We start from the raw sequence: 24,990 nt of genomic DNA on the forward strand, positions 1-24,990 counted from the left end.
GCATTAGAGTCCTTGTGGCCCTGCTGGTCAGGGCTGGAAGGGACGATGAAGGACATGGCTGGACGGAAGCGGCATTCCGCTGAGGAGATCGTACGGAAGCTGCGCCGGGCCTACGAGCTGGCCGCAGTCGGCAAGTCTGGCGGCGAGATCGCTGCGGAGCTGTGGGTGGGCCGTCCCCGGTGAATGAGACCACTTGGTATTAGAGTCCTGTATGGCCTGGTGAGGGCCGAGAAGGGACACTGATCGATATGGCAGGACGCAAGCGGCATTCCGCGGAAGACATCGTGCGGAAGCTGCGCCGTGCCGACGAGCTGACCGCCGCCGGTAAGACCGGCGAGGAGGCTGCCGCCGAGATCGGGGTATCGGCGGCGACGTTGTACAACTGGCGCCGCCAGTACGGCGGTGTGGACACCGATGCCGCCAAGGAACTCAAAGAGCTGCGTGAGCAGAACGCCCGCTTGAAGCGGCTGCTCGCCGATGCCGAGCTGGAGAAGGACGCGTTGCGGGAGATCGCTCGGGGAAAATTCTGAGCCCAGCCACCAAGCGTCGCGCCGTGGACATGCTTCGCGAAGTCAAGAGCATGTCGGAACGGTTCGCGTGCAAGGTCGTTGGGCTGAATCGGTCGACCTATCGGCGGCTGCCGATCAAGGACACCCCGACCGATCCGGACGCCGGTATGCGGGCCTGGCTGCGCTCGTACGCGGTCAAGAATCCCGGGCACGGGTTCCGGCGTGCCTGGGCGGCCCTGCGGTTCGACGAGGGCGCGGGCGTCAACCTCAAGAAGGTCCACCGTCTCTGGCGTGAGGAGGGCCTGCAGGTCCGGCAACACCACCCGCGCAAACGGGCCGGGATTTCCTCGGTCCCGATAGTCGAGGCCGATGCGCCGAAGGTGGTGTGGGCGTTGGATTTCCAGTTCGACTCCACCGTGGATGGGCGGGCGGTGAAGATCGCATCGATGATCGACGAACACACTCGCGAATCCCTGCTGCACGTGGTGGAACGGTCGATCACCGCCGAGCGGCTGGTTGCCGAGCTGGAGAAGGTGTTCGCCGAGACCGGCGGCCCACCGAAGGTGCGGCGGATGGACAACGGGCCGGAGATGATTTCGTCTGCACTGCAACGGTTTTGCGCCGACAGGGTTGGGATCTCCTACATTCCGCCGGGCCCGCCTTGGGACAACGGCTTCGTCGAATCGTTCAACCGGCGGTTACGGACCGAGTGCCTCAACCGCAACCACTGGATCACCTTGCTAGAGGCGCGGGTGGTGATCGGCGATTTCAAGGTCGACCACAATCTGCGGCACCGGCATTCGGCGCTGGGCTACCTTACGCCGGCCGAGTACGCTGCGGCCTGCACCCACACCCACCATCCGGTGGCCTGCGGGACCAACTGAACACGGTACGAAATCACCCGGCTCTATTCCCGGGTGGTCTCGGCATCAGGGACCGCTCACAAGTGCGCGCGCACTGCCCGCGCAAGCGGGCCGACGTCTCGTCGGTGCCGCCGGTCGAGGCGGACGCGCCGAAGGTGGTGTGGGCGTTGGATTTCCAGTTCGACTCCACCATCGACGGCCGTGCGGTGAAGATCGCGTCGATGATCGACGAGCACACTCGTGAATCGCTACTGCACGTGGTGGAGTGGTCGATCACCGCCGAGAGACTGGTCGCCGAACTCGAGCGGGTGTTCACCGCGCGCGGCGGCCCGCCTCGGGTGCTGCGCATGGACAACGGGCCGGAGTTGATTTCCCATGCGTTGCCACAGTTTTGCGCTAATCGGGTGGGGATCGTCTAGATGAGGGGCCGGAAGTTTTTCGCACAGCGAGATCCTATCGTCTCCGAAATTCTCGATGCCGATACCGGTTTGCCGCGCTATCAACTGGCCGAGGAAACCGGTACACGCCCGCGTCCGAGGTATCGCGTGTTCCTCGCCGACGAGCTCTTGGAGGTCGACGAGTGGGCCGGCCAGAACGGCCACCGCGACCTGCGATCATGGAGCCGCATCGGCGGGTCGGTGACCACGACGACGACCGTCAAGTCTTGTGGACAGTTCGACCAGCTTGCCACCGTGTTACCGGTGCCCGGCGCGACCATCGTCGTCTGCCCATCCGGATCGGAGAACTCAGCCGACTCCGCCATCGTGGGATTCGGGGCGGGCCGTTGACCCTGCCCGACATGTCAAGCGGTTGGGGTGTTGCAGAGGGTTCTTCGGGTCGGTGGCGGGTGCTCCCAATCCGAGGGGCCGATGGCCCAACAGCTCGAATTCTCCGAAGGTTCCGACGCGGCGGGTAAGCCGGTCACGCCCGGCGGTCGAACTGCCCGTCCGCGACCCCCTTCATGAAGGCGTCCCATTCGGCCGCGTTGTAGGACAGCGTCACGAAACAATCGGACATGGCGGCACCGGCGGAGGGATCGATCGAGATGCTCACATCGCCAGCCGCTCCGGATTCGCCGCTCAGGACCAGATCGAGCACAGAGCGCCACTGCGCGGGGGCGACAGAGACGATCGGCTGTTCGTCAGAGGGTCCGGTGAACTTGCTGTCGCGGATGAGCACGGCGTCGCCACGGTGGGCGACTTCGACGCAGGTCGCTTCGGAGCCAGAGTATGTGGACTTGTACCAAGCGGAACTCACGGTGTTTCACCCTATCCGGCGCGCGGTCTTGTCGATCAAACGCAGCGAATCCTCACGGCCCAGCGCGATCGTATGTACTCGGTTGTACAGGAATTCGAGTTCGGCGACCCGCCTCGAGTCCTCCACGACCTGAACGAAGAGCGCGGCCTCGACCCAGCCGACCGTTGGCAACCGAGGGCTGACGAAGTCCAGTAGATGAAACGTTGAGGTGTTCATTGCCGCTATCGACCCCTGTGCGTCGAAGGGGATGACACGTAGGTCGAGCGTGTCGGCGTACTCGTCCGCCAGTTCGAGCAGATGCACCAGCTGTTGACGCTGGACTTCCGGGCCACCGACCTGCTGCATCAGGGCGGCTTGACCGATTACGACCGAAAGGCGAAGGGCCTCTGGCTCATCCAGCCGAGCCTGACGTCGCAACCTCGCCCGGACCCGCTGCTCGGCCTCGGTCGGGCGGCCGGTGGCCGTAATCGCCGACATCAACGCGCGGACATAGTCCTCGGTCTGGAGCAGTCCGGGGATGACCGCGCATTCCCAGCTGCGAATAGTCTGCGCGCCGTCCTCCAGCCCGTAGTAGCGCATCAGCTCATCGTGGAACAGTCCCGAGTACTCGGACTGCCAACCACGCCCCTTCGCGACCATTCGAAGCTCGAGCAGCTCTTCCTGTTCATCGGCCTCGAAATCCAGGAGGTCCAGTAACTTTCGCAGCTTCTCTTCGGTCAGCAACCCCTTGCCCTTGCCGAGCAACGACCAGTACTGCTGACTGACGTCGAGCGCGTTGACGATCTCCTTGGGTGACACTCCGCGCCGCTTGGCTTGCTCGCGGAGTCGCAGCATCAGTTCCCATCCGGCAACGGCGGGGGAGGTCCGGGCCATCTCGCTCCCTTCGGGTAGACGCCCCTACGGTACCGCACTGGTATCCAGACAAAATAGACACTTGATTGATTACTTGTAACAAGCCGGATAGCCTTGCTTGCATCGAATTCGTGATCGGCATCACTTCGGTCGGAGGCCGGAGAGACCGAAGAACGACGCCAGGAGCTGGAGATGATGTCCTTCGCACTGCCGTTTCTGTTCGGAGTCGGCCTGGGCGGATTGATCACGTGGATCATCGCGCCGCTGTCCGCCACTGCTCACCCAGCACACGCGGCCACTCACGAGGCACTCACCGTGCACAGCATTGCCGCCCGGATCGAGAGCGAACGCCTCGCGGCCGATCACCCAGACCGCCGAGGCGAGCCGATCGCAGCTCGATAACCACGACCCGCCCGCGAGCCCTCGTGACCACCGCATACCGGAAGGACCACCGCGATGCCCGAGCCTGCCTGTACACATATGTTCGTCGCCGCGGATGGGATGCTGGCCGAATACCTGTGTCACGTCGAGCTACTGGACCTCACCGAGGCTCGGGCCGTGGCACTTCACGCCATTCATCGCGACCATCCCCGCTGGGACTGCCTGGTCCGCACTGCGACCGAGCGGTACACACGGGACAGTCAGCCGGGGTCCGGCGAAATCGCCCCCACCGCAGCACAATCCGGACGAGTTGGAAATCCGCCGTAACCGACCGCTACCGCGCGGCCAGCGCCGCGATACCCTCCGTATCGGATCACCGCGCCGGCAGTCTGGCGACGATCCGCCGGGCCGCGTCCGCCCACTGCTCGTCGGTCGGCAGGCTCGGCAGGCCGTTCGTACTGAGCAATACCGTCACGGCGAGGTGGTCGGTACAGATCCAGACCCGAAGATCGCTGGTCTCCTCGCTGATAACCACCGCGCGGGCGATCCCCGGAATCGTGCGACTGTCATCCGGGGTGTGCAGTGCCACGACAAGGTCGATGGGCAATCCCTCGTCCGGGGGACGGACGCTGATCGACGCCATGGGAAGCCGAAACGTCCCCATGCCGCGGTTGTACTCACACCTGCTGTGCGCGGAGCCGTCGAGGCCCGTGGCCGTCACATTCTCGGCGGTGTCCACACTCACACCGGCGAGAGTGCTCATCTCCGCCGCGGTGAGGAAGCACTCTCCATCGACGACTTCGTCTTCGAATCGCGGTGTGGCAGAGGTAGTTCGCTCGCTTGTCGCGATCGTAGGCTGGTCGCGCGCCACCGGGTCACTCTCGGCGGTATTGCCGCAGGCACTGTCTAACAGGAGCACCACCGCGATCGGCACGGTCACCAGCGTCCGGCCGACACTCGCACGGATAGCCGCCATCCGGTGGCTCACTCGTCGCTCTCCGTCACGTGTTCTTCTCGTGGCTATTGTCACCAGGGCGGTTCCGCGGCGATACGGGAGTTCTCGGACCTGAATTTCCGTTCCTCGTAACTCATTTCACTTGCCCAGCTAGGTTCGGCACCTTGCTGTGCGCTGGTGCCTGGAGGTGGGCTGTCGGGCTCCGGCGCGGTGGCGGGCTCGTCCCGTGGCGTATTCAGCAGTGCCCGGAGTTCGGGTGGGAGGTTCAGAGCACTCATGATTCTTCCCGGTCTCCTCGAAACAGTGAGCCGCACTTGGTCATCGGTGGGACGCAGGCGTCACGACGGTCAGACTGCTGGGGCTGGCCAGCCTGGGTACGCGGGCTGGGGCACGGGAGGGGTGTCGAGGGGTGTCGAGTCACCCAGCCCAGCGGGCAGATCAGGGAACAGACTCAGCGCCCACGCATCGCACCGCGCCGCTGCTTCTGGGTCCTCGCCAGTTTCGAAACTGACGGTCCAGCCGTCGAACACGTTGTACGTCGGTGCCTGCCAATGCAACCGATCCGGTGCCGGGGCATACGGAGTGGCCGTAACCGGTGTCTCGACCGCCGCACCGGTGCGAACGAAATCGATTCCTTGGTAGCCGCCACGGTTGTTAGGCCTGCTCAGCTCCGGGGCCCCGGGTGACGTGGCGGCGGACTCGTTGTTCAGGCCACAGAGTTCGGCGTGGAATCCGTTCGCGTTCGGCTGAATCTGCCATACATGGGACCGCAAGGTGCCGAAAACCGTCCGGTGACCTTCGCCTTCTTCGTAGCGTTCGAGTCTTGTCGGGTCCATCAAGGCCGCCGCGTATCCGGGATAGCTGTAGTCGAGCCCGGCGTACAGGGCGATGAGATCGGCTTCATCGGTGGCGCGGATCAGGGTTGCTTCGGGCGTGTAGAGGTCGATACCGGGTTCTGCCGACCACACCATCGTGGCGTCACATACCTGCTGAGGCGGCTTGTAGGTGCCCGCGACGATCGGGATATCGGTACACGGGCGCTCCCCGGCAGGAGTGGGGTCGGCCGGGCTGGTCGCGGAATCACCGCAGCCGGTCGCCGCCATCGCGACAGTGAGGATCCCGGCCACCAATGTCGTCGCCGTCCGCCTGCTCATCTGCTCCATCCCTAGGGGTAGATCCATACGTTACCGTTGTCCTCAGTGGGTCCGTTCGCGATCAGGTCGTTGTACCTCTTCTGGTAGGCGGGGTTGTCCGCGGCATCCAAATAGTCATCGGCCTTGGTCTCATCGACGCCAGCTGCGGTCAGCGCATTGGTCACCGCATTAGTGGACGTGATCTGCGTGTTGAAGCGCATGCTCTTCAAGTTGTTTTGGTAGTCGTCGAAGGTCGCGAGGACGGTTTTGCCGTCCACTTGTTTGGTGAGTGCTGGGTCTAGGGCGTTCACGTCGATCGTGCCCTGTTGGACGAGTGATTGCAGGAACGCGTAGTTGCGGTGCGTATCGGTACCGTCGGTGGTCGGGTTGTACTCGTAGTTGATCGGGCCAATGCCTTCGCGGTAGGCCGGATTGCGAGGCTCGGTCACTTGCTCCGCGCCGCCGAGCGCGTCGACGATATCGGCTTGGGGAAATGCCGTCAGCGCCATTACGCCGGCTGCCGGAGCGCTGAGACCACCGATACCGATCTGCGCGGCGGTATAGGCAGCGTTCAACATGGTCTTCTTGTCGCTGATTCGATCGTTGTGGGCGTCGGTGTCGGCGTCGCGTTCGGCGTATTCGGCATCGAGGCCTGCTTCGACAGCCCAGGTCAACCGGTTGGCGTACTCGCCCATCAGCTTGGGGGCAACCTCCTCGCCCGAGGTGACCATCGACGCGTACGTCTCGTTCATACGCATGGATTCCGACAGCATCGCCCCATTGATGGTGGTACCGGCGACGATGTCACCGTCGAGCACCGACAGGACCCGCACCGTCTCGATGGGGCCACCGAGGTCGCCGAACCCGGCGGTGCCCGTGTAATCATCGGGCATGCCGACCAGGCTTCCGGCATACGGAACCAACGCTTCGGCCATCGACCGGGTGAGTTCGGGGTTGACCTGGCCGAGGGAGTCGTCCTCCCCGCCTTCGGGGATGCCCATATCGAGCCACCGCTCGTGCAGGTTGCTGCCCTCTGTGTCGGACAGGATCTGCGCGAGCCCGAACGCCGCCTCCCCGGCCCGCCGGTTCGCCACGGTCGGTGCCTCGCCCTCCACCCGCGCGTCATCGTCGATCCACCCGAACAGGCCCTTGCCGACCGCGGCGCCGTCGTCGTCCCACTCGTGCGACAGCAACGGCACCATCACGCTCTCGCGCTGGTAGCCGGGGCCAAGGAGTTGTTCGGCAGAGAGCCCGTTATCGCCATTGCCGGGGATCTCGTCGGTACCCTTGCCGGTGATCAGCGCGTAGTTGGAGTCCTCGTTGCGGGTTCCTACCTGCACGTACTGCTCGATGGTCTTGTCACCGACCTGAGTCAGCAAGCCCTGGTCATCGAGCCCCGCCAAGTGCGCGCCCTGACGGGTCAACTCGACACCCAGCTTGGTACCCGGGTCGTAACCGGTGCTGGAGCTGGCGAGCAGATTGCCGAAAGTCTTCAGGTCGCTGACGTACTCGCCTCGATCCGCTGGGCCACCGCGATACTCCTCGGCCAGACTGACGGTCGTCGCGTCGGGCAGGTCACCACCCAAAGACGGCCGCGTCGAGATGAGCTCGGTGATTTCGGGGTCCAGCTTGTCCATGCCCCCGGTGTCGAGGATGTTGCCGTCCTTGTCGCGGGTGACGACCTTCTCCTGAGACAGCGTGAGCAGACCATTGGCAAGGTAGGTCTGCAGGGCCTGCGCCTCGGGGGAACCGTCCGTCTCCAGCTGCTCGGACAGTCCGAGGAGCCCGTCCTTGCCCGCGTAGCCGTAGAACGCCTGCAAGTAGGCCAGCTCGCCGGGTGGAAGGTCGACGGTCTGGCCGTTTTCGATCATCTGCAACTGTTCGGCGGTGAGCCCGGTCTTGGCCAGCCGCTCGGTGATCCGCGCGATCTCTTCCTTGGTGGCGGTGCCGTCGGCGATGGCCTTGCCGTCCTGTTCGGCGTCCGCGGGGCTCAGTTCGGTGGTCGAGTCCGGTGCCAGTTGTTCGATGGAGTTGAGGGTGTTGCGGATGTCGGTGGCCGTGGCGGCGTCCTCGGCGCCAATGGACGCGGCCAGTCGTTGCAGCAGCACGGTGTTGTTCTGCGCGTCGTTCGCTCGGCTGGTCTGCAGCTGCGTGAGTTGGTCCCGGGAGGACTGCGCGTAATCACTGTCACCGGTGATCGCCGCGAATGCCTTGGGATAGTTGTAGCGGTCGGTGACCGTCCAGTCCTCGGCCACGTCGAAGCCGTCACCCTGCACCGTCGTCACCGTGGTCCGCGCGGTGGATACCAGTCCGCCAAGCGAGTTCTGGCGGTTCCGGCCGACTTCGGCGAGGTTGTCCCACTGGTCGGCGAGCAGCCGCATCTGCTGGCGTTCGCGGTCGGAGCGGTAGTCCGCGCCGTCGCGGCCTTCCCCAGACCAGTTCATGCCGTCGATGGTGCGGTCCATGTCGTCGGCCGCATCGCGCAAACCTTGGGCGATCTTCTCCGCGGGCGTGGCGATCGAAGCGAGGTCGACATTCCAGTTCATCACCTGGCTCTTCGACGGCGGCGGGGTCTCGGTCACGCCGATGTACCCCCGGCCTCCCCGCTGTTGAAATCACCCAGCGCGATGAACCACTCCGCCGCAGCGAGATCGGTGTCGGTGTAGGTGTCCGCCGACACGCGCAGCAGGCTCGCGAACTGAGTGTAGCGGTTGGCGACCGACTTCATCGCCGCTGTCCGGACCGACTCGATGCGGTCGAGTTCCGGCGCGGTCTGTGACCCCTGCATGAACGCCGACCGGGTCCACCCACCCATCGGGCCGTCGGTCGATTCGATGGTCGGCAACGTGTTGATCGTGTTGACAAGGCCGTCGAAGGTTGTCGCTGCTTGGCGCAGTTCCTCAGCCGATACCTGCATGATCGCCCCCTTGCTATCCGTCGCGGCGACAATATCAGAAACACGTGCGTGCCTCGCATCGCCGACCGGGACGAACCGGCAACGGATCCGCCGGTAGCGCACCGTTTTTGCACGGGTGGCGGTGATGAGAGCGGTACGCCTGTAGCACCGTTCCGCTCAGCGGGGCGCGGTCCTCGCTCTCGATCCTCGAATGGTGGACTGCGAGGAGGCTGGGGTGCCATGGCTCGTCCGGAGCTGGCTGCGGTGATACGGTCGGCCCGTATCGCGAGGATCGGAGCGCAGGGCATCGGGGAGGGTGGAGATAGTCGTGGCCGGCGAGGGAACTCCATCATTCGGTGATGTCCAGGGCCAGGTCGCCCAAGGCACTGTGCAATTCGATCCGGCCGCGGCGGCGATCGGGGTGGCCGCCTGCGACGGCCTGGTCAGCAGGTTGCTGGCGGTGCGGAAGGCCACCGCGGATGTGACGGGTCTGTCGCCGTTCGCGGGACCGCACGCCGATTTCCCCTCCGGGTCCAAGCTCGCCGACGAATACTCCGCCCTCGCTAGCGAATTGGAGAACATTCTCGGCACACATATCGCCTTGCTGGGCGATATGGCCGACACGTTCAAGGCGGCTGCGCGGGTGTTCGAGAATGCAGAAGCCGACTCCGCTGCTGCTTTCGAGGGGCTCACGATCTCCGGAGCGATTGGTGACTCCTACTCCTCGCGTCCGAGTCTGGATGTTCCCGCCTCCGAGCAGAGCATCAATCCGGTGCCGGTGCCTGGGGGAGCGGCGCTGGTGGGTCTGGGGCCGGGGTCGGTGGTCGGACAGTACACGAAGCCGGATGACGGGCGGGCGGTGGATCCGGAGAATCCGTACTCCAAGAAGTGGAGGCCGCTCTACGACCTGGGTGTCAGTATCAACCACGCGGCGGTGACCGCGGTGTCGGCGTACTGGCAGTGGATGGCGACCGAGATCCGGACCGGCGTCGACGAGTTCAAGCGCACCGCGCTGGGTGAGGGCGGGCAGGGCAGCGAGTATTCGATCCAGTCCGGATGGGTCGGGCCGTCGGCGGAGATGGCGCGACGCGCGGTGCGGGCTCGGGTGGACGACGGTGCCGCGCTGGCCGACACGGCGAATACCGTCGGCTCCCAGTTGGCGGGTATCTCGGACTGGCTGGAAAAGACGAAGAACGCCATGCCGCCGCTGCCGGACGATCCCGCGCTGCCCGGTAACCCGCAGGGGTACATGCTGGGCGGCAAGGAGACCGCATTGGCGCCGCTGAGCACCTACCAGCATGCCTGCGAGCTCTACTACTGCACCGGGCTGATCAATTACAACGCCGCGCTGGTCAGCCTGCCCGTGCCCAGCGCGCAACCGGTGACCACGCCTCAGGTACAGCAAACGCCCCAAGCGCCCGGCACCACCACGGCCGAATCTCCCTCCCCGACAACACCGCCCGTGACCACTGAGACACCGGAACCACAGCCCGACTCGCCCGTGACGACTACCCAGCCGCAGGATACGCCGCAGACCACGCTGGAACAGCAGGCGCTCGCGGCCGCGCAGCAGGTGGCACAGACTCTGCTCCAGCAGGGGACTCAGGTTGTGCAGCAAGGCCTTCAAGCCGCCCAGCAGATCGCGCAGCAGGTCGCGCAGACGGTGCAGCAGGGCATCGAGCAGACCACGAAACAGGTCACCAGCCAGGACCCGGCCACCACGCTCGACCCCGTTACCGGACTCCCCGTCACGGCGGTGGACGGTAAGCCCTCGGCGGGGATCCCCGGCGGTGGCGGTGGAAGCCCGACCTCGCCCACCTCTCCGAGCCCCGAACTGCGGACGACCTCGGCGTCGTTGTTCCCCAGGGCCGCAGCCGCCGCCGACGATGCGGCGACGACCTCGACACGCGCCGTTCTCGCCTCCGGAAGCGGTTCCCCGACCACGATGGGGCCGATGGCCCCGGGCGCCGGTGCGGCCGGGCCGGGGCAAGGGCATGGGCAGGGCAAGCAGCATCAGCGAGCGGAGTACCTGAACTCCGCCGAGTACCTCGCCGAGTCCTGGGGCGAGGCACCGAAAGTCGTGAAGCCGGTAGCCGACTCATGACCCGCACGTGGACTTTCACCGATCTCGAACTCGCCGTGTTGTGGGAGAACGCGACCGGTGAGCTGCTCCCGTCACCATTCACCATCATCAGCCCGACCCCGTCGTACTACGACTACCTGCGGGAGAAGCGCGAAACCCGCGAGCGGCTGCACGCCACCCACGGCAGTTCATTCGACCACGTACTCACCGCGATCACCCGACCGGACCTGCGGATCACCGTGAATGGCTGGGACACAGACGATCCCGACAACGAACAGGCACGCATCCGCATCCTCGCCGCCCGCGCCGGCGGCCACGGTTACGTAGTGACCCAGCTACCCGGCAAGACTCCGGGCGTGGGTGGCAGCTTCACCGTCGCCGCCTGCGATCCCGTCGCGCTGGCCGACACCGTCGTCGCCGCTCTGCCAGACGAAGCGCCCGGCGCTCAGGCCGAAATCCCGCTGGCGGCACCAGCTTCGGGCACCGACGATCTCGACCAGTGCATCGCGCGGTCACCCACGGCCGCCGACCACGGCAGCATCGTGAGCGTGCGATCCAAGCGATTCTTCCGGGTACGGCCCACGCTGATGGGCGTCATCGACGTCGCACAGGGCAACTCGGTCTTCGGTCCCCGCGGCATCACCGATCACCGCCTGGAATGGCGCGACCTGCCCGACCACGGCCGCTACGCCATCCGGCACGCGGCGCCCTGGAAGGCGATCGGCGTCGACGCCCAGAAGCTCACCACGATGATCAACATATGCGTCGCCGACATCATCCGCGTGATCAAAGACGAACGAGGCAGCTGAACAGCTGCTGCCCTTGGCCAGTTGGTATTCGGAAGCGAGCTGTTGGCTGACGCTCCGCCTCGTAGTCGGGCGACGATCTGCACGCCACTGGCGGCGGGTACGCGCCCCCGCGACTTGCTGGTCGAAGCCCGCTGCTCGGGGTCCCCGAGCAGCGGAATCACTTCTCCCGGCGCACACCATCGAGATCGGTGAACGGCAACTGCAACTTGATCGGTTCCTCCAAGGCGAGCTCGTCCCAATGCTCACGGTGCAGCCCGTACCGTTTGTTCGACCAGTCGAGACGGAACTCGTCGATACGTTCGACGGTTTCCCAGTCATCGGCGAAGTGAACGACGAGATACACGGGAATCCCTGTGCGGGCATAGAGTTTCCGCTTGTACTCGGTATCGTCGCCGATGCTGTCGGGGGATACCACTTCCACGACCATGCGGATATGCGGCAGGACCGTCGTCGCATCCCATCGGCCGCAGTCGATGACCAGCAGGTCGGGGAACCGAAAGTTCGCTCGCCGATCCACGCTCGCGCTGTCCGCGTCGGGGAAGCGAACAGGAGTGTCCGACTCGGTATCGAGGCACGGATCGTTCGGCGTGTGCGCGTTCTCGAGCGCCCGGCGGAGTCTGTGAATCACCCGGTCATGGGCTCTACTCTGCGCCTGACAGCGCACCACGAGACCATCCACCAACTCGAATGGCCCGCCGAACCGTGCAGCAAGGTCTCCGGGGTCCGCAGCCAGGAACTCCTCAGCCGTCAGCCGCTGTTCGCCGCGGGCATCCACAGCCGGCATCTTTCCTCCTACAGCAGTCACGCGGGAAGGCGACCCGCCACCCTCAGGCTAGTTCACGCTGTCAGGAGGAACCGATGCCCGGTCCCAGCTTCTCAGAGGCAATTCGCGCCTTCAGTCCGGTCGACCGTGGCGGGAGTGGGGTCGACCCCGGCCCGCTGACGCAAATCACGGCCAAGGTCGCTGTCACCGGTACCGGCACGATCCACATGGCCGACTGTAGGAGTCTCGGAAAGGCACGGCCGCGGTGCCACACATTTACAGAGCTGATTGTCGCCGGCGTGGCGCGGGGCTGCAGAACCTGCCGGGTCGACGATCGGATCCGTCTCACCGATGACCAATCTGCCTATACGGTCGCGACCACAGCTGAGTGGCAAAGGGACGATGCCACCAGACAGGCCGCGGAGAAGCAGCGACGAGACCGGGCCGACCTGAAGAACCGGGTTAGACGCGCCGATGATCGGCTGTCAGCTCTGACATCACGGTGGGGCCGGGAACGACTACCCGCGCGTGCGTGGTCGCCTACGACGCCGAAGCGCACACGCTCACGTATCACTGCCCTGATGACAGCAGCCACGATCCGTTCCTTCGTGAACAGGCGATGACGCTCGTTGCGCACAGCCACCCACACCGGGTCGCATGCCAATTCGATCTGTGGCTTGCGTGGAAGGCCGATCGAGCTGCCGCCCTCGCCGCGTTGGAGGAGATCGAGAAGCAGTACGCGGATACTCCACCGCTCCGTCCAGTTCCGATCTGCGAAACCTGTGGCCAGACTGTCCGGGTTCATCGCAGCCACGAGCGCGAAATCTGGTTCTGTTCAGGGAGGGAGACGAACCAGCGGCACCTATTCCGGGATGAGAAGCGCAACGATCTCGCCTCTCGGAGACGACTCGCTCAATCCTGACTCGGACTTGCTGGACCAGCATCATGCACGTCTGCTCGCCACCATGGCCGTCGTCGAAAATGCGGGACTTGCCGCCGACGATGACGACCTGAAAACGATCAAAAGGCAAAGCCAGGAAGCGCTCGAGGCCGTTGAGGCCCTCCGATCGGATGGCTCCACCTACCGCGTGCTCGAATCGGCGGCCGCTGGCGGTGGCCGACCAACAGACATCCAACAATGGCTGCTCATCGACGTCGTCACCCTTGGCCCCGACGGGCCACCCGACGTGCGCTTCACCCTGGACCGGCCAGACCTTCGCGAGCAACTGGACCTTGCCGACCTTCGGGACGCCATCGTGGAAGCTCGGGCGTGGGCCGATCAACGAGAGGCCGACCTTCATGCAAGGGAACAACGCCAGCGACCGCAGGACGACAACAGCATTTGACTGCCCCTGTCGTAGCCGGTGCCTGATCTTGATCGTCGAGGATGGTCTTGTCGGTGTGGATGGATAGTCATCTGCATCAATTCGGGCAGCGGGCCGCTGGCCTAATCGACCCCCCTCGACCATTCACCGGGACACCTCTTTGCGGCCGCCTGCACCCAGACCTACCGTCCCTGAGCAGGCCATATTCCTATTCCGGTGTGGTCCGCATCACTCGAGGAGTATCCATGCAATCAATCGCATCTCGCCTGTCGGCGGTGATCGGAGCGGTCGTCGCCACGGTGGCAGTCGTGGCCGCTGGAGGCGGTACCGCGGGAGCGGTGCCGCCCGGTGAAATGACGCTGACCTTCGTCCGTCATGCCGAGTCGACCGGCAATGCGTCCGGTCTCATCGACACTTCCGTCCCCGGCCCCGAGCTGACCGACAAGGGGTGGGTACAAGCTGAGGCTGTCTCCGGGGCCCTGGGTGACTGCAAGTTCATCGACGGTGTGTACGTCTCGACGATGGTGCGGACTCAGCAGACGGCGGGGCCGGTCTCGGAGCGGTGTGATCGTCCAGCGGTCGTCGAGAGCGGCTTCCACGAGATCGAGGCCGGAATCTACGAGGGCACACCGGAGCGGGACGCGATGCAGGGCTACTTCGCCGCTCCGCTCCAGTGGATGCAGGGCAACCTGGATGCTCGCATCCCCGGCTCGATCGATGGCCATGAGTTCAAGCAGCGGATGGACGCCTCCATCCAGGGCATCCAGGATCGCGGCACCAAGCGTGCGGTGGTCTTCTCACACGGCGGTGCCATGATGGTCTGGGCCGTGATGACGCTCGACGACGTGGACGTGAGCAAGCTGCAGTCCGACCCGATCCAGAACACCGGACGGGTGGTCGTGAAGGGGAAGCCGGGCAAGGGTTGGAAGCTCGTGTCCTGGGACGGCAGCCCCGCTGCCTGAGTGCGTTATCCGCCCGCCGACCCCCATCACGCACCAACAATCGCCTGGTGGGGGTCGGTCTGCGATTGCCGCTCGCCGCCGCGGAGGTCGTGACCACCACGGTGCGGCGTGCGGGTCAGCGGATCTGTTCGTGGATGGTGAGCAGCAGATGGTCGAATGCGGCCACCGTGTTCGGCGGCGGGGGCGGGAGTTGGGGCAGGCCGTTGAGCAGGGCTTCGGCCAGGTCGCGGAGTTTGGTGTTGGTTTCCTGGGAGCGCCATTTCAGGACCTTGAACGCCTGGTCGGCATTGATGTCGTACATGCGCATCAAGACGCCTTTGGCCTGCTCGATCGCGGCGCGGTTCTCTACGACTTCGGGGATCACGGCGTCGAGGGTTTCGCGTTCGGCCTCGGCGAGGGTGTCGGTCAGGTCGATGTAGTAGCCCGCGGTGCCGACCGGGGTGCCGGTGGCGTCGAGGATGCGGTCGGCGACCAGCATTACGCGGTGTTCGCCACCGGCGGTGTCGAGGAAGCGATGGCGGCTCGAGAAGGGGTGGCCTTCGGTGAGTGACCGCGCGATCGCTTCGGCCACCTGTTCGCGATCCTCCGGATGTTTGTGCGCCAGCAGCAACTCGGTGGTCGGTTCGATCTCACCGGGGGCGTAGCCGTGCATGCGGTACACCTCCGGCGACCATTCCCAGCATTGGGTGGCGAACCAGAAGCGGAAGCTGCCGAACCCTCGCTCGTCCGCTGCGGCGAGATGGTTCGGCTCATCGGTGTTGTCCGCGCGCGGCGTCGCTCCGCGAGCGGGGCCGACAGTATCTGTCACCCTGCAAGTATGCCCGTCCGCGTCGCGTGCGGCGGCCTTCTCGGTTCGATCGCGTCGATAGGACCGGTGGGCTGCTTTCTTAACCCGACCGGCAGTGATGGGTTATCCACGCACGCCCCGTCTACGCCGAGCCGGTCGAGGTCGGCAGTGATCTGTCTCTCGATCAGCTGATGGTTTGTTCGGCGCTCGGCGGACAGTTCGGCAACCGCTCCGAGACCGCCGAGCAGTCGAGCAAGGGCGGTCAGGCCAGTAGCGGCAGCTTCGGTGACCCCAATGCCGCCGACTCCCCCGGCCCGCGCTTGCCGTGCGACGGCATCCGGCTTTACGATCGACACGATGATTCCTTCTGATCACAGATTGGGGGTCCCGTTCGTCCAAGGTGAGTGCTGATGCTCACTGTGCAGACGACGAGGGACGATTCCCATCTTTCCCACTGGCCGCGCGTGCGCGAATTCGCCGTGCCGGCTTCGATGATCGACAACGCTACCGCCAGGCGGCGGGTCGGCGATTGGGCAGGCGCTTGTGCTGCCGCGGGTTTCGATGTCGACCTGCGGTTGCGGTCCGCGGCGAGGACGTACGGTGCGGAAGTCGCGGCTCGGATTCGAGACGACCTGTCGCATCTGGCCCCGGATCTGCTGCGGTGGCATCTGCCGAGGGTCGCGCCCGACGGCTTGCTACGACCGGGTACGACGATCGCACTGGCGCGCTATCGGAGTGAAACCGGTCGGGGTGGGCGCGGTTCCACATATTTGGTGGTTCGGACCGCTCCCGCGTGGGCGGATGCCGGACAGCGAGTGAGTATCGCGCTGTGGGACGGTGCACGCACCGAATCCGGCTCGCATCCACATCCGAGGCCCAATCGCCGCTTCCGGCTGGATCTGCACCGTCACCTCTGGGATGTGCGCAGGACCGACGAGCTGCGCATCCGCGCCGGGGTCGAGCAGGCCGACCGGCCTCCGATCGTTCCGGGTCTTCCGGCGGCGGTTCCCGTCGAGCGATGCGCAGTCGGGCGCTGGCCCGCCGAGGCGCGGATTCTGCTGGATGCCGAAGGGCGGCAGGAGAATACGTTTCAGGTGCGGCTCGGGGCCAAACAGCGGGTGATCCTGGAGCTCACGGCGGACGCACCCGGTGTGCGGGTCGTCCCGGATTACCCGGCGGGCGGCATCTCGGCGCTTCCGATCCTGCCCGATGCCGCGACCTGGACCCTGCCCGATCTCGAACTGCTTCGCACCGGCGCACTGTCGGCGGATCGGCTCCATCCACTGGTCGCCGCCGTACTGTGTCCGGGCCACCCGCGGGACGAATCGGCTTGGAAGCAGCCGGAATCGGGGCGTCCGGAGTTCGTGGAGTGCCGCGGCGAGCTGCACCGCATCGGCCTGGTCGACGGCGTCCTGACGGCGTTGGACCACGAACCAGGCGAAATCAATCGCGAAGAACTGCTCGCCGCGCTGACCGGGAAACCCGTGCCCTGCCTTCAGGTCATCGATCAGGTCCACCGCCATCCGGACTGCCTCGCGAGTGTCCGCGAACGTCTCGTCCACGGTGATGTCGCCGGTGTGCTGGCATTGGTCGAGACGCTCCTCGGCCCGGCGGCGGCGCTGCGTGACGGCGCGCTCCGCGACGAACTCCGAGCCGCTGCCGAACAGCGGATCACCTACGGGCGCTATCGATCCGGCCCGCAATCACCATCCCTCATCCCGCCTCCACGCAATGCCGAAGCCCGCCGGGTCCGAGAACGGCGGGCACACCGCTCACGCGATCGCCGCACCGGTGCTCGCGGAGCGGCCATGTCGTAGTCGAAACGCTCGCTGTCACAACCCCTTACGACATCGGGTCGACACGTCGGCTCCCGGCGGCGCGCCCGCTACCCCATTCGATCATTCCGAACCCAAGGTGAATCCCCATGCCTTCTTCCACATCTGATTCCCAGCTCACGATCGCGACCGATCTGCTGCGCCTGCTCGGCGAGTCGACGACGGAACCGCGACCCGACAATCAACTGGAAGCCCTGATGCTGGCGGTCGCCGCTGACCTCCCGGTCCTGCTGTGGGGCGAGCCGGGCATCGGCAAGACCGCCGCGCTGACGCAACTGGCACAGACCTTGGACCTGCCGTTGACCACGGTGATCGCGAGTGTGCATGAGCCATCGGACTTCTCGGGCCTGCCGATCATCGGTGACGACCCGGCCGCGCAGGGGGTGCCGATGGCTCCGCCGGAGTGGGCCGTGCGGCTGGTGCGGGCGGGGCGGGGACTGCTGTTCCTGGACGAGCTGTCCACCGCGCCGCCCGCGGTGCAGGCCGCGCTGCTGCGCCTGGTGCTGGAACGGCGGGTCGGATCGCTGACCCTGCCGCCCGGGGTGCGCATCGTCGCGGCGGCGAATCCCCGCTCGTCGGCGGCCGACGGGTGGGAGTTGAGTGCGCCGCTGGCCAACCGTTTCGTGCACCTGAACTGGGTGCACGATCACGAGGTGGTGGTACGGGGACTGGGCGGAGTCTGGCCGCAGGCCGTGCTCCCCCAGCTCGATCCGGAAAAGCTCGCGGCTGCTGTCGAATTCGCCCGCCGTGCGGTCTGCGTGCTGCTCACGGCTCGTCCGAAGCTGGTGCATCGGATGCCGACCGGTGAGGCGCGCCGGGGCGGTGCGTGGGCCTCGCCGCGCAGCTGGGATATGGCGGTGCGGTTGATCGCCTTCGCCACCGCCGCGAACTCGTCACGAGATGTGTTGTCGCTGTTGATTCGTGGCACGGTGGGCGACGGGCCGGGCTTCGAACTGCTGACCAGCCTGGACCGCATGGAACTTCCGGATCCCGAAACCTTGCTCGCGGACCCGGCGCGGGCGGTGCTGCCGGAGCGCGGCGATCTCCGACAGGCCGTGCTCGACGGTGTGGTGGCGGCGGTGCGCAAGCATCCGGAGAAGTCTCGATGGGACGCGGCGTGGACGCTGCTGGTCAAGGCGATCGAGACCGGTGCCCCGGATCTGGTGGTCGTGCCCGCGACGACACTCGCCACACTGCGCCAGGAGGATTGGGATGTTCCGGCGGCGATCGAACAGCTGGCGGGCGCGGTGTCGGTATCGCAGCGCGCGGACCGAGCCGCCGCGCTGGTGCGGGCGGGCCGATGACCGCGCCGGAATCGCCGGGGTTGGACGTGGACAAGTTCTTCGCCGCGCGGCTCTACGCCGTCCGCGTCCGGCCCTATCTGGCGACCGCGCTGTTCGCGCTGCATATCGTCGAGTCGCGCCGGGTGCCGACAATGTGTGTGGACCGGTACTGGCGTTGCTATGCGTCCCCCGCGTTCGTGGCCCATATGCCCGTCGAGGAACTGGCGGGCGTACTGGTGCACGAGGTGTCGCATCTGCTGCGCGACCACCACGGGCGCGGTGAACGTTTCGCCCGCGAGCACGAATTGACCGGCCCCGGCGAACGACTGCGGATGAATATCGCCGCCGATTTCGAGATCAACGACGATATCTTCGACGACGCATTGGTCCGGCCGGAGAGCGCGATCACCGCCGCCGATATCGACCTGCCCGAAGGCAAGCTCATGGAGGAGTACCTGCGTGAGTTCCGCTTCACCGCCTACACGCCGGCCATGGCCTGGCTGGATTGCGGCAGCGGGGCGGACGGGATGGATCGCGAATGGGACCTCGGTCCCGACGGCGCGGACGCCCTTACCGAGCAGCAGCGCGACGCCGTCCGATTCCGGGTGGCACAGGGCATCATCGGCCGCCCCGGCGATGCGCCACAGAGCTGGCGGCGCTGGGCGGACGAGGCGCTGCACCCGCCACAAGCCTGGCGCGACCTCCTCGGCGGCGCTCTGCGCGCCGCGCTCTCCGCTTCCGCTGCGGGCGAGGACTACAGCTACGGTCGCCCCGCCCGGCGCGCGGCGGGTGTGCCGCGCGTCGTGCTGCCGAGCCTGCGGCGCACCCCGCCGCGCGTCACCGTCATCGTCGACACCTCCGCTTCGGTCAGTGACTCCGAATTGGGCAGCGCCCTACTGGAAGTCGCCGCCATCGCCCGCGCCGTGGGCGGCCGCCGCGACTTGGTCACGGTGCTGTCCTGCGACGCGCCCGCCCGCATCGCACACCCGTTGTGTGCGGCCGAGGGCATTCCGCTGGTAGGTGGTGGCGGCACCGATCTGCGCACCGGCTTCGCCCAAGCCCTTCGTGCTCGGCCACGTCCGGATGTCATCGTGGCGCTCACCGACGCGCAGACACCCTGGCCGTCGCGCAAACCACCGTGCCGCACCGTGATCGGCCGGTTCCGCCGCGCCGGTTCGTGGCGGCGGCACGATCCCGATTACGTGCCGGACGCGCCTCCAACCTGGGCCCGGGTTGTCGATATCGGATAGCCCGCCCACAGTCGACGTCGGGAGATCGGCACGGCGGGTGGCGGCCTCCGAATCGGGCGGCGCTGGTTTGTAGGCTCGAGTTGTAATGGACTGTGTCAGTTCGTATTCACGGTGTGGGCGGTGATGGCGGCGGCGAGGGGGCAGGGGATGTCGGTCGGGGGTGGTTCGGTGCCGTCGAAGATGGTGTCGAGGATGGGGGCGCGGTCGAGGGTGGGTGGGAAGGTGTGGGTGGCGCGGGCGCTGCGGATCACGGCGTGCAGGACGGCGGCGTAGATGTGGGAGCGGGGGACGGTCAGGTGCCAGCCGTGGCGTTCGTGGGTGCGCAGTCGGGCGTCGATGGTGTCGAGGACGTCGACGATGACCTGGAATTCGATACGGTCGGGGTCATCGGAGGGCATGGCGGCCGCCGAGAAGTGTTGCGCTGTAGCCGAACAGTACGTGCCGCAGATGCGTCAACCAGGATGTGGACGGCGGGGCGGAGGTGGGAGTGGCGCGTGCGTCGAGAACCATACGCCCGGCGGCGACCAGTGCGTCGCGTGCGCGCCGCCGGACTCGGCAGCGGTCCACTCCGCATCCCAGGTGCAACTGCATGGCGTGGTGGGCTTGGATGGCCGTCAGGTCGCCCGGATCGGTGTGGCAGGACCACAATCCGCGCACGGTGTACCCGATAGCGGTGGTCTCGCCGGTCGCCGGTTCGGGGGCAAGAGGCTGCCGTCTCTCGCGTTCGATGCGGTCGATGATCGCCTGCACCGACCACGGGTTGTTGCGTGACATCGTGTTACCTCCCATGCCTTCGTCGTGGTTCAAGCACAGCACCGGCCGAGGATCGGAATAACGAAAATCGGAAACCCGAGAACAAGTCTCCTGAAGCCCCATAAGCTGAACCGAAAGGGCAGGAAACCGCACCCGATTTCGCGATCCGATCGATCCGATTCAGCAGAGGGACGCCGGTATGACCAGTACGCACGACGACATCGAGGTCCACCCGAGTTCGACACTTCCGCGACGGCAACTCGGCCGGTTCCTACGCGAGTGGCGTGACGCCAATGGCTTCACCCTCGCTGCCGCCGCAAAGCTGGTCGACCTGTCCCCATCCGCGCTCCAGCGCATCGAGGCCGGTCAGACCCAGAAAGTGCGCAAGCAGGACGTGCGCGCACTGTGCGAGGTCTACGGGGTCGGCCCCGCCGACACCGCCGCAGCCATCGACCTCGCAGCCCTGGCTCGGACCCAGGGCTGGTACCACGCCTACGGCGGGCTGTATTCCGACGCGTTCAACATGTACGTCGGGCTCGAGGCCGCCGCGCGGCGGCTGACCACCTATCACGAGCATGTTCCGGGTCTCCTGCAAACCGCCGACTACGCTCGCGCTGTCATCAGTGCATACCCCGGATTTACCAGCGCCACTGATGTCGACCGTCGCATCGAGCACCGGATGAAGCGCCAGACCATCGTGACTCGCAAGACCAATCCTGTTGTGCTGGACGTACTCTTGCACGAATCCGCTCTGCATCGGATGGTCGGCGGGCGACAGGTCATGGCGGCGCAGTTACGTCACCTGGCCGAAATATCGAAGCGACCCAACGTCACCGTGCGGCTGTACCCATTCTCGGCAGGGCTGCCTTGGGGATTGCCACATGGATCGTTCACGATCCTCGAGTTCGACGACCACGTCGCGGACGCACCCATCGAGCCGCCGCTCGTCTTCATCGAAGGCGGCCCCACCCAGGACGTATACCTGGAAAAGCCCGATGACGTGCGGATCTATAGTCGGTACGCGGCGGCGATTCGAAGCGCCGCGCTGGACGAGAAGACCACCCGGGAGTTCACTCGCCGGGTTACGAAGGAGTTCGAGCATGATCAGACCTGACTCCGGAACCGCGTGGTTCAAGAGCAGCCACAGCGGGGCCACCAGCGATTGCGTCGAAATCGCATGGCTGCCGGAAGACCATGTCGGTGTGCGTGATTCGAAGAACCCGACCGGTCCGGCCCTGGTCTTCGCGCCGGGCGTGTGGGATGCGTTCGCCGCGAGCACGGCACGTGGGGAGTTCGACCGCCCGGCCTGATCTCCGTTGCCGCCTCGCCGGGCGGCGGCAGGTCGGCCTGGCCGATGCCGCCGATGCCGAATTCCGCGCGTATCGCCTAGGCCGACGGGTTCCTCGGTTTGCGGCGGCGCAGTAGCCGACGGATGCGGGCGCGGAGGCCTCCGGGGGCCTCGGGTGCGGGAGCGGGGGGCGGTTCCGTCTCGGCCGCCCGCACGTATCGGGCGTGCAGTTGTTCGCGGACCTGGTCCGGGGTGTACGCGCGGCGGCGGCGCTCGGCGCGCACGACCACCACGCCGGTCGCCACCACGCCGGCCGCACCCGCCAATCCCACTGCCTTCCACCACCTCATACCGCATAGGCTACGTCCATGACGGGGACGAGCATCGGACTCGACCGGGCGATCGAGCTCACCAGGACCGGGGACATCTGGTTGTTTCGTGGGCATTCGGCGGCCGATCGGGCGATTCGGATGACGACGAACAGTCCGGTGAACCATGTCGGCATGTCGGTGGTGCTCGATGATCTGCCCGCGCTGATCTGGCACGCGGAGCTGGGGCGCTCGTTGCCCGATATGTGGACGGGCACCGCGCATCGGGGCGTGCAGTTGCACAATCTGCGCGACGCCGTGCTGGTGTGGGCGCACCGCTACGGCCAGCGGGCCTGGTTGCGGCAATTGGATCGCCCGGTGACCCGCGAGATGGAAGACAGCCTGTTGCGCACCATCGCCCGGCTCGACGGGACCCCCTTCCCCTCCACCGCGAGCCTGGCCGGACGGTGGCTGCGCGGCCGGATCCGCATTCCGCGCCGCCGGGACGCGGCGGCCCGGGAACTGGAGAGCGCCTACTGCGCGGAGATCGTGGCCGCGACCTATCAGTCTATGGGGTTGCTGCCGCAGCGTCGCAGCCCCAATTGGTATGACCCGGGCCGATTCTGGAGCGGAGACCAGCTGCATCTCGAGGGCGGTTTCGAACTGGGTGGGGAGATCGAGGTGCAGGTTCCGGATCCGCCGAACGCCTGACGCCGGACCGGGGTACCGGACGGTCGACTCCCCGCGCTCAATGGCCCCCGAACACGGTGAGCAGGTCCGCTTCCCGGCCCCGGAGTTCCCCTGCCGCGACCGCCTGCTCGACCGTCAGCATGCCCGAGGCCAACCCCGATACGACGCCGGAATCCCCGCGCAGCACCGTGTCGGGCTCCGCGCCCCGGCCGCGTTCGACACGCGCGCCGTCTCCAGGGTCGCCGTCTACGACATTCGTTCGGGCGCTGTGTGGTTCGCCTTCCGCACCGTGCGGCTCACCGGGTGAGCGCGTCGACCGACGGCACGACCACGCCGAACAGGTCGCCGATGGTGGTGAGGGCGGCGGTCTGGAGGTCCGCGGCGGATACGGTGGTGCCGTCGGGTCCCGCCAGCGACCGGGTGGCGGTCGCGTCGGCGACGACGGTGGGGCGGTAGCCGCGATGGAAACTGCCCTCCGCCGTGAACTGCACGCACATATGGGTCATGAATCCGGCGAGCACCAGCTCCGTCCCGGAGCCCAGCCGCCGCAGCACCTCCGCGAGTTCGGTGTCGTGGAATCCGTTCGGCACCCGCTTGACCACCACCGGCTCCCCGGGCAGCGGCGCGACGGCGGGGTGAATCGCGCCGATGTTGGCGCGAATGTCGTACGGGCCGTCGGGCCCGCCGTCATTGACGATGTGCACGATCGGGCGGCCCAGCTCCCGGGCCGCCGCCAGCAGCCGTGCGGCCGCGGCCAGGGCCGCCTCGGCGTCCGGCAGCGCCATGACGCCGGTGGTGTAGGTGTTCTGGAAGTCGATCAGCACCAGGGTGGCGTCGGCGAGCCGGGGCGGCTGCGAGTCGAGCCCGCTGACGGTGCGCAGAGTCGGTGCGGCAGTGGTCATTTCGGTGTGTCCTTTCGCGGGGTGAGCAGATCGGAATCCACGATCGCGCACCCGGACCGCCACCGACAGTGGCGCACGTGCCTACAATCGACGGAATCGGGCCAGTGGTAGCGGAAGGATCGCCATGGATGTGATCGCGGTCGTGGCATTCGACGGGATCAATCCGTTCCACCTGTCGGTGCCGTGCCTGGTGTTCGGGGCCGAGCAGCCGTCGCCGGAGCTGCCGCCGTGCGAGGTCCGGGTGTGCACACCCGGCGCGGCCCCGATCGTGACGACGGCCGGATTCACCGTGTCGACCGGGTTCGGCCTGGAAGAAGTCGCGGACGCGACGATGGTGATCGTGCCGAGCTGGCCCGATCCGGAGCTGGCCGCGCCGATCGGGATACTCGCGGCGATCAGGACGGCACACGAGCGTGGGGCCAGGGTGGTCGGGCTGTGCCTGGGCGCGTTCGTGGTGGCGGATACCGGATTGCTGAACGGTCGCCCCGCCGTCACGCACTGGAAGTGGGCCGACGTGTTCGCGCGGCGGTTTCCGGAAGTGCGGCTGGATCGGGAATCGCTGTACGTCGACGACGGCGATATCGTCACCTCGGCGGGCACCACGGCCGCCATCGACACCTGCCTGCATCTGCTGCGCGGCCAGCACGGGGCCGAACTAGCGAATCGGGTGGCGCGACGACTGGTCATGCCGCCGCATCGGGCGGGCGGGCAGGCGCAGTTCATCGAACATCCCCTGCCGCCAACGGATTCGGAGCATCCGCTTGCGGCGACACTGCGCTGGGCCATCGAGCAGCTGAGCGGCGACCTGACCGTGGACCGACTGGCCGCGCATGCCGCCATGAGCCGCCGCACCTTCACCCGGCACTTCCGAAAGACCATAGGCACGAGCGCGAGCGACTGGATCGCTACCCAGCGCATCGTCCTGGCGCAGCGGCTGCTGGAGACCACCGACCTCGGCATCGAACGCGTTGCCGAACGGTGCGGGTACGGCAGCGCGGTGACCATGCGCGAACAGTTCGCACGCACGCTCGGCACCACGCCCTCGGCGTACCGCGGCACCTTCCGCGGGCCGGAGCCGATCTCCGCGCGAACCTAAGATCTCCGCG

General features: G+C 66.6%; 31 protein-coding genes. 18 read left to right on the forward strand and 13 right to left on the reverse strand.

What is annotated here, in order from left to right:
- Positions 1-54: 54 nt before the first annotated feature.
- The 4 genes from QMO76_RS10575 to QMO76_RS10590 all read left to right on the forward strand — a co-directional run bounded on the left by QMO76_RS10575 (position 55) and on the right by QMO76_RS10590 (position 2,160).
- Positions 55-183, forward strand: a complete 129-nt coding sequence (locus QMO76_RS10575; RefSeq protein WP_306361017.1) for a hypothetical protein — start codon at positions 55-57, stop codon at positions 181-183.
- Between the two features lie 65 nt (positions 184-248).
- Positions 249-1,393 (forward strand): IS3 family transposase gene (locus QMO76_RS10580; protein ID WP_306361018.1). Its coding sequence is split into 2 segments (ribosomal slippage): positions 249-525 and positions 525-1,393, totalling 1,146 coding nucleotides; the frame shifts between segments, so codons are not numbered across the junction.
- A gap of 104 nt (positions 1,394-1,497) precedes the next feature.
- A complete protein-coding gene (locus tag QMO76_RS10585) occupies positions 1,498-1,791 on the forward strand; it encodes a transposase family protein (protein WP_372341943.1) in 294 nt (97 codons plus the stop codon).
- Positions 1,792-2,160 carry a hypothetical protein gene (locus QMO76_RS10590; protein WP_306361019.1) on the forward strand — a complete coding sequence of 123 codons (369 nt, stop codon included), beginning with the start codon at positions 1,792-1,794 and terminating at the stop codon, positions 2,158-2,160. It begins immediately after the preceding gene.
- A 133-nt stretch (positions 2,161-2,293) separates the two neighbouring features.
- Here QMO76_RS10590 and QMO76_RS10595 read toward each other — a convergent pair whose 3' ends face one another.
- Positions 2,294-2,629 carry a DUF397 domain-containing protein gene (locus QMO76_RS10595; protein ID WP_306361020.1) on the reverse strand — a complete coding sequence of 112 codons (336 nt, stop codon included), beginning with the start codon at positions 2,627-2,629 and terminating at the stop codon, positions 2,294-2,296.
- 6 nt (positions 2,630-2,635) lie between these two features.
- Positions 2,636-3,502, reverse strand: a complete 867-nt coding sequence (locus tag QMO76_RS10600) for a DUF5753 domain-containing protein (protein ID WP_195144398.1) — start codon at positions 3,500-3,502, stop codon at positions 2,636-2,638.
- 174 nt (positions 3,503-3,676) lie between these two features.
- On the opposite strand from QMO76_RS10600, the gene QMO76_RS10605 reads away from it, so the two are divergent.
- The gene (locus QMO76_RS10605) at positions 3,677-3,883 is read left to right on the forward strand and encodes a hypothetical protein (protein WP_306361022.1); all 207 of its coding nucleotides are present in this window, start codon (positions 3,677-3,679) and stop codon (positions 3,881-3,883) included.
- A gap of 352 nt (positions 3,884-4,235) precedes the next feature.
- Here QMO76_RS10605 and QMO76_RS10610 read toward each other — a convergent pair whose 3' ends face one another.
- The 4 genes from QMO76_RS10610 to QMO76_RS10625 all read right to left on the reverse strand — a co-directional run bounded on the left by QMO76_RS10610 (position 4,236) and on the right by QMO76_RS10625 (position 8,969).
- Positions 4,236-4,850 (reverse strand): hypothetical protein, encoded by a 615-nt coding sequence (locus tag QMO76_RS10610; protein WP_306361023.1) that lies wholly within the window; start codon positions 4,848-4,850, stop codon positions 4,236-4,238.
- Positions 4,851-5,164: 314 nt separating this feature from the next.
- Positions 5,165-5,971: a hypothetical protein gene (locus QMO76_RS10615; RefSeq protein ID WP_306361024.1), complete on the reverse strand. Its 807-nt coding sequence runs from the start codon at positions 5,969-5,971 to the stop codon at positions 5,165-5,167.
- 11 nt (positions 5,972-5,982) lie between these two features.
- Positions 5,983-8,532 (reverse strand): hypothetical protein, encoded by a 2,550-nt coding sequence (locus QMO76_RS10620; RefSeq protein ID WP_306361025.1) that lies wholly within the window; start codon positions 8,530-8,532, stop codon positions 5,983-5,985.
- The gene (locus tag QMO76_RS10625; protein WP_306361026.1) at positions 8,529-8,969 is read right to left on the reverse strand and encodes a type VII secretion target; all 441 of its coding nucleotides are present in this window, start codon (positions 8,967-8,969) and stop codon (positions 8,529-8,531) included. Before QMO76_RS10625 ends, QMO76_RS10620 begins: the two co-directional genes overlap by 4 nt.
- A gap of 205 nt (positions 8,970-9,174) precedes the next feature.
- On the opposite strand from QMO76_RS10625, the gene QMO76_RS10630 reads away from it, so the two are divergent.
- A complete protein-coding gene (locus tag QMO76_RS10630) occupies positions 9,175-10,950 on the forward strand; it encodes a hypothetical protein (protein WP_306361027.1) in 1,776 nt (591 codons plus the stop codon).
- Positions 10,947-11,738, forward strand: coding sequence for an ESX secretion-associated protein EspG (locus QMO76_RS10635; protein ID WP_306361028.1), 792 nt, complete (start codon positions 10,947-10,949; stop codon positions 11,736-11,738). Before QMO76_RS10630 ends, QMO76_RS10635 begins: the two co-directional genes overlap by 4 nt.
- 157 nt (positions 11,739-11,895) lie before the next feature.
- On the opposite strand, the gene QMO76_RS10640 is transcribed toward QMO76_RS10635, so the two are convergent.
- Positions 11,896-12,522 carry a Uma2 family endonuclease gene (locus QMO76_RS10640; protein ID WP_306361029.1) on the reverse strand — a complete coding sequence of 209 codons (627 nt, stop codon included), beginning with the start codon at positions 12,520-12,522 and terminating at the stop codon, positions 11,896-11,898.
- A 511-nt stretch (positions 12,523-13,033) separates the two neighbouring features.
- On the opposite strand from QMO76_RS10640, the gene QMO76_RS10645 reads away from it, so the two are divergent.
- From QMO76_RS10645 to QMO76_RS10655, 3 genes are all read left to right on the forward strand, one after another.
- Entirely contained in the window at positions 13,034-13,423 is a 390-nt protein-coding gene (locus tag QMO76_RS10645; RefSeq protein WP_306361030.1) for a hypothetical protein, read from the forward strand.
- Positions 13,424-13,466: 43 nt separating this feature from the next.
- On the forward strand, positions 13,467-13,847 hold the full coding sequence (locus tag QMO76_RS10650) for a hypothetical protein (protein WP_306361031.1): 381 nt from the start codon (positions 13,467-13,469) through the stop codon (positions 13,845-13,847).
- A gap of 254 nt (positions 13,848-14,101) precedes the next feature.
- Positions 14,102-14,788, forward strand: coding sequence for a histidine phosphatase family protein (locus QMO76_RS10655; protein WP_306361032.1), 687 nt, complete (start codon positions 14,102-14,104; stop codon positions 14,786-14,788).
- Between the two features lie 115 nt (positions 14,789-14,903).
- Here the strand turns inward: QMO76_RS10655 and QMO76_RS10660 are convergent, their stop codons facing one another.
- Together QMO76_RS10660 and QMO76_RS10665 are read right to left on the reverse strand one after the other, a co-directional pair.
- Positions 14,904-15,596 (reverse strand): PAS and ANTAR domain-containing protein, encoded by a 693-nt coding sequence (locus QMO76_RS10660; protein WP_306361033.1) that lies wholly within the window; start codon positions 15,594-15,596, stop codon positions 14,904-14,906.
- A complete protein-coding gene (locus tag QMO76_RS10665; RefSeq protein WP_306361034.1) occupies positions 15,593-15,931 on the reverse strand; it encodes a hypothetical protein in 339 nt (112 codons plus the stop codon). The genes QMO76_RS10660 and QMO76_RS10665 overlap by 4 nt, the downstream gene beginning before the upstream one ends.
- Before the next feature lie 459 nt (positions 15,932-16,390).
- Between QMO76_RS10665 and QMO76_RS10670 the strand changes: the two genes are divergently transcribed.
- From QMO76_RS10670 to QMO76_RS10680, 3 genes are all read left to right on the forward strand, one after another.
- Positions 16,391-17,392, forward strand: coding sequence for a hypothetical protein (locus tag QMO76_RS10670; RefSeq protein ID WP_306361035.1), 1,002 nt, complete (start codon positions 16,391-16,393; stop codon positions 17,390-17,392).
- Between the two features lie 107 nt (positions 17,393-17,499).
- Positions 17,500-18,714, forward strand: a complete 1,215-nt coding sequence (locus QMO76_RS10675; RefSeq protein WP_306361036.1) for a MoxR family ATPase — start codon at positions 17,500-17,502, stop codon at positions 18,712-18,714.
- Complete coding sequence (locus tag QMO76_RS10680) at positions 18,711-19,943, forward strand: VWA-like domain-containing protein (protein WP_306361037.1); 1,233 nt, start codon at positions 18,711-18,713, stop codon at positions 19,941-19,943. Before QMO76_RS10675 ends, QMO76_RS10680 begins: the two co-directional genes overlap by 4 nt.
- Before the next feature lie 95 nt (positions 19,944-20,038).
- On the opposite strand, the gene QMO76_RS10685 is transcribed toward QMO76_RS10680, so the two are convergent.
- The gene (locus tag QMO76_RS10685) at positions 20,039-20,341 is read right to left on the reverse strand and encodes a hypothetical protein (RefSeq protein WP_306361039.1); all 303 of its coding nucleotides are present in this window, start codon (positions 20,339-20,341) and stop codon (positions 20,039-20,041) included.
- Positions 20,328-20,717, reverse strand: a complete 390-nt coding sequence (locus tag QMO76_RS10690) for a hypothetical protein (RefSeq protein ID WP_306361040.1) — start codon at positions 20,715-20,717, stop codon at positions 20,328-20,330. Before QMO76_RS10690 ends, QMO76_RS10685 begins: the two co-directional genes overlap by 14 nt.
- A gap of 178 nt (positions 20,718-20,895) precedes the next feature.
- On the opposite strand from QMO76_RS10690, the gene QMO76_RS10695 reads away from it, so the two are divergent.
- Both QMO76_RS10695 and QMO76_RS10700 read left to right on the forward strand, forming a co-directional pair.
- A complete protein-coding gene (locus QMO76_RS10695) occupies positions 20,896-21,810 on the forward strand; it encodes a helix-turn-helix transcriptional regulator (protein ID WP_306361041.1) in 915 nt (304 codons plus the stop codon).
- Positions 21,797-22,006 carry a DUF397 domain-containing protein gene (locus QMO76_RS10700; RefSeq protein ID WP_306361042.1) on the forward strand — a complete coding sequence of 70 codons (210 nt, stop codon included), beginning with the start codon at positions 21,797-21,799 and terminating at the stop codon, positions 22,004-22,006. The genes QMO76_RS10695 and QMO76_RS10700 overlap by 14 nt, the downstream gene beginning before the upstream one ends.
- Positions 22,007-22,082: 76 nt before the next feature.
- Here the strand turns inward: QMO76_RS10700 and QMO76_RS10705 are convergent, their stop codons facing one another.
- Positions 22,083-22,334, reverse strand: coding sequence for a hypothetical protein (locus QMO76_RS10705; protein WP_306361043.1), 252 nt, complete (start codon positions 22,332-22,334; stop codon positions 22,083-22,085).
- An 18-nt stretch (positions 22,335-22,352) separates the two neighbouring features.
- Here QMO76_RS10705 and QMO76_RS10710 point away from each other — a divergent pair, with 18 nt between their 5' ends.
- Both QMO76_RS10710 and QMO76_RS10715 read left to right on the forward strand, forming a co-directional pair.
- Positions 22,353-23,003 (forward strand): hypothetical protein, encoded by a 651-nt coding sequence (locus tag QMO76_RS10710; RefSeq protein WP_306361044.1) that lies wholly within the window; start codon positions 22,353-22,355, stop codon positions 23,001-23,003.
- A gap of 40 nt (positions 23,004-23,043) precedes the next feature.
- On the forward strand, positions 23,044-23,289 hold the full coding sequence (locus tag QMO76_RS10715; protein WP_306361045.1) for a hypothetical protein: 246 nt from the start codon (positions 23,044-23,046) through the stop codon (positions 23,287-23,289).
- Here QMO76_RS10715 and QMO76_RS10720 read toward each other — a convergent pair.
- On the reverse strand, positions 23,279-23,884 hold the full coding sequence (locus tag QMO76_RS10720; protein ID WP_306361046.1) for an isochorismatase family protein: 606 nt from the start codon (positions 23,882-23,884) through the stop codon (positions 23,279-23,281). The genes QMO76_RS10715 and QMO76_RS10720 overlap by 11 nt on opposite strands.
- Before the next feature lie 124 nt (positions 23,885-24,008).
- On the opposite strand from QMO76_RS10720, the gene QMO76_RS10725 reads away from it, so the two are divergent.
- Positions 24,009-24,980, forward strand: coding sequence for a GlxA family transcriptional regulator (locus tag QMO76_RS10725; RefSeq protein ID WP_306361047.1), 972 nt, complete (start codon positions 24,009-24,011; stop codon positions 24,978-24,980).
- Positions 24,981-24,990 lie beyond the last annotated feature (10 nt).

Origin of the sequence: Nocardia sp. CC227C, assembly GCF_030767025.1 — a bacterium.
In the GTDB taxonomy this organism is placed as follows: Bacteria; Actinomycetota; Actinomycetes; order Mycobacteriales; family Mycobacteriaceae; genus Nocardia.

Bases quoted from the DNA above. Each gene is read 5' to 3' on its own strand.
- QMO76_RS10575 (WP_306361017.1), top strand. From the start codon at position 55: ATGGCTGGACGGAAGCGGCATTCCGCTGAGGAGATCGTACGGAAGCTG.
- QMO76_RS10590 (WP_306361019.1), top strand. From the start codon at position 1,792: ATGAGGGGCCGGAAGTTTTTCGCACAGCGAGATCCTATCGTCTCCGAA.
- QMO76_RS10600 (WP_195144398.1), bottom strand. From the start codon at position 3,502: ATGGCCCGGACCTCCCCCGCCGTTGCCGGATGGGAACTGATGCTGCGA.
- QMO76_RS10605 (WP_306361022.1), top strand. From the start codon at position 3,677: ATGTCCTTCGCACTGCCGTTTCTGTTCGGAGTCGGCCTGGGCGGATTG.
- QMO76_RS10615 (WP_306361024.1), bottom strand. From the start codon at position 5,971: ATGAGCAGGCGGACGGCGACGACATTGGTGGCCGGGATCCTCACTGTC.
- QMO76_RS10635 (WP_306361028.1), top strand. From the start codon at position 10,947: ATGACCCGCACGTGGACTTTCACCGATCTCGAACTCGCCGTGTTGTGG.
- QMO76_RS10640 (WP_306361029.1), bottom strand. From the start codon at position 12,522: ATGCCGGCTGTGGATGCCCGCGGCGAACAGCGGCTGACGGCTGAGGAG.
- QMO76_RS10650 (WP_306361031.1), top strand. From the start codon at position 13,467: ATGGCCGTCGTCGAAAATGCGGGACTTGCCGCCGACGATGACGACCTG.
- QMO76_RS10675 (WP_306361036.1), top strand. From the start codon at position 17,500: ATGCCTTCTTCCACATCTGATTCCCAGCTCACGATCGCGACCGATCTG.
- QMO76_RS10680 (WP_306361037.1), top strand. From the start codon at position 18,711: ATGACCGCGCCGGAATCGCCGGGGTTGGACGTGGACAAGTTCTTCGCC.
- QMO76_RS10685 (WP_306361039.1), bottom strand. From the start codon at position 20,341: ATGCCCTCCGATGACCCCGACCGTATCGAATTCCAGGTCATCGTCGAC.
- QMO76_RS10690 (WP_306361040.1), bottom strand. From the start codon at position 20,717: ATGTCACGCAACAACCCGTGGTCGGTGCAGGCGATCATCGACCGCATC.
- QMO76_RS10695 (WP_306361041.1), top strand. From the start codon at position 20,896: ATGACCAGTACGCACGACGACATCGAGGTCCACCCGAGTTCGACACTT.
- QMO76_RS10700 (WP_306361042.1), top strand. From the start codon at position 21,797: ATGATCAGACCTGACTCCGGAACCGCGTGGTTCAAGAGCAGCCACAGC.
- QMO76_RS10705 (WP_306361043.1), bottom strand. From the start codon at position 22,334: ATGAGGTGGTGGAAGGCAGTGGGATTGGCGGGTGCGGCCGGCGTGGTG.
- QMO76_RS10710 (WP_306361044.1), top strand. From the start codon at position 22,353: ATGACGGGGACGAGCATCGGACTCGACCGGGCGATCGAGCTCACCAGG.
- QMO76_RS10715 (WP_306361045.1), top strand. From the start codon at position 23,044: ATGGCCCCCGAACACGGTGAGCAGGTCCGCTTCCCGGCCCCGGAGTTC.
- QMO76_RS10720 (WP_306361046.1), bottom strand. From the start codon at position 23,884: ATGACCACTGCCGCACCGACTCTGCGCACCGTCAGCGGGCTCGACTCG.
- QMO76_RS10725 (WP_306361047.1), top strand. From the start codon at position 24,009: ATGGATGTGATCGCGGTCGTGGCATTCGACGGGATCAATCCGTTCCAC.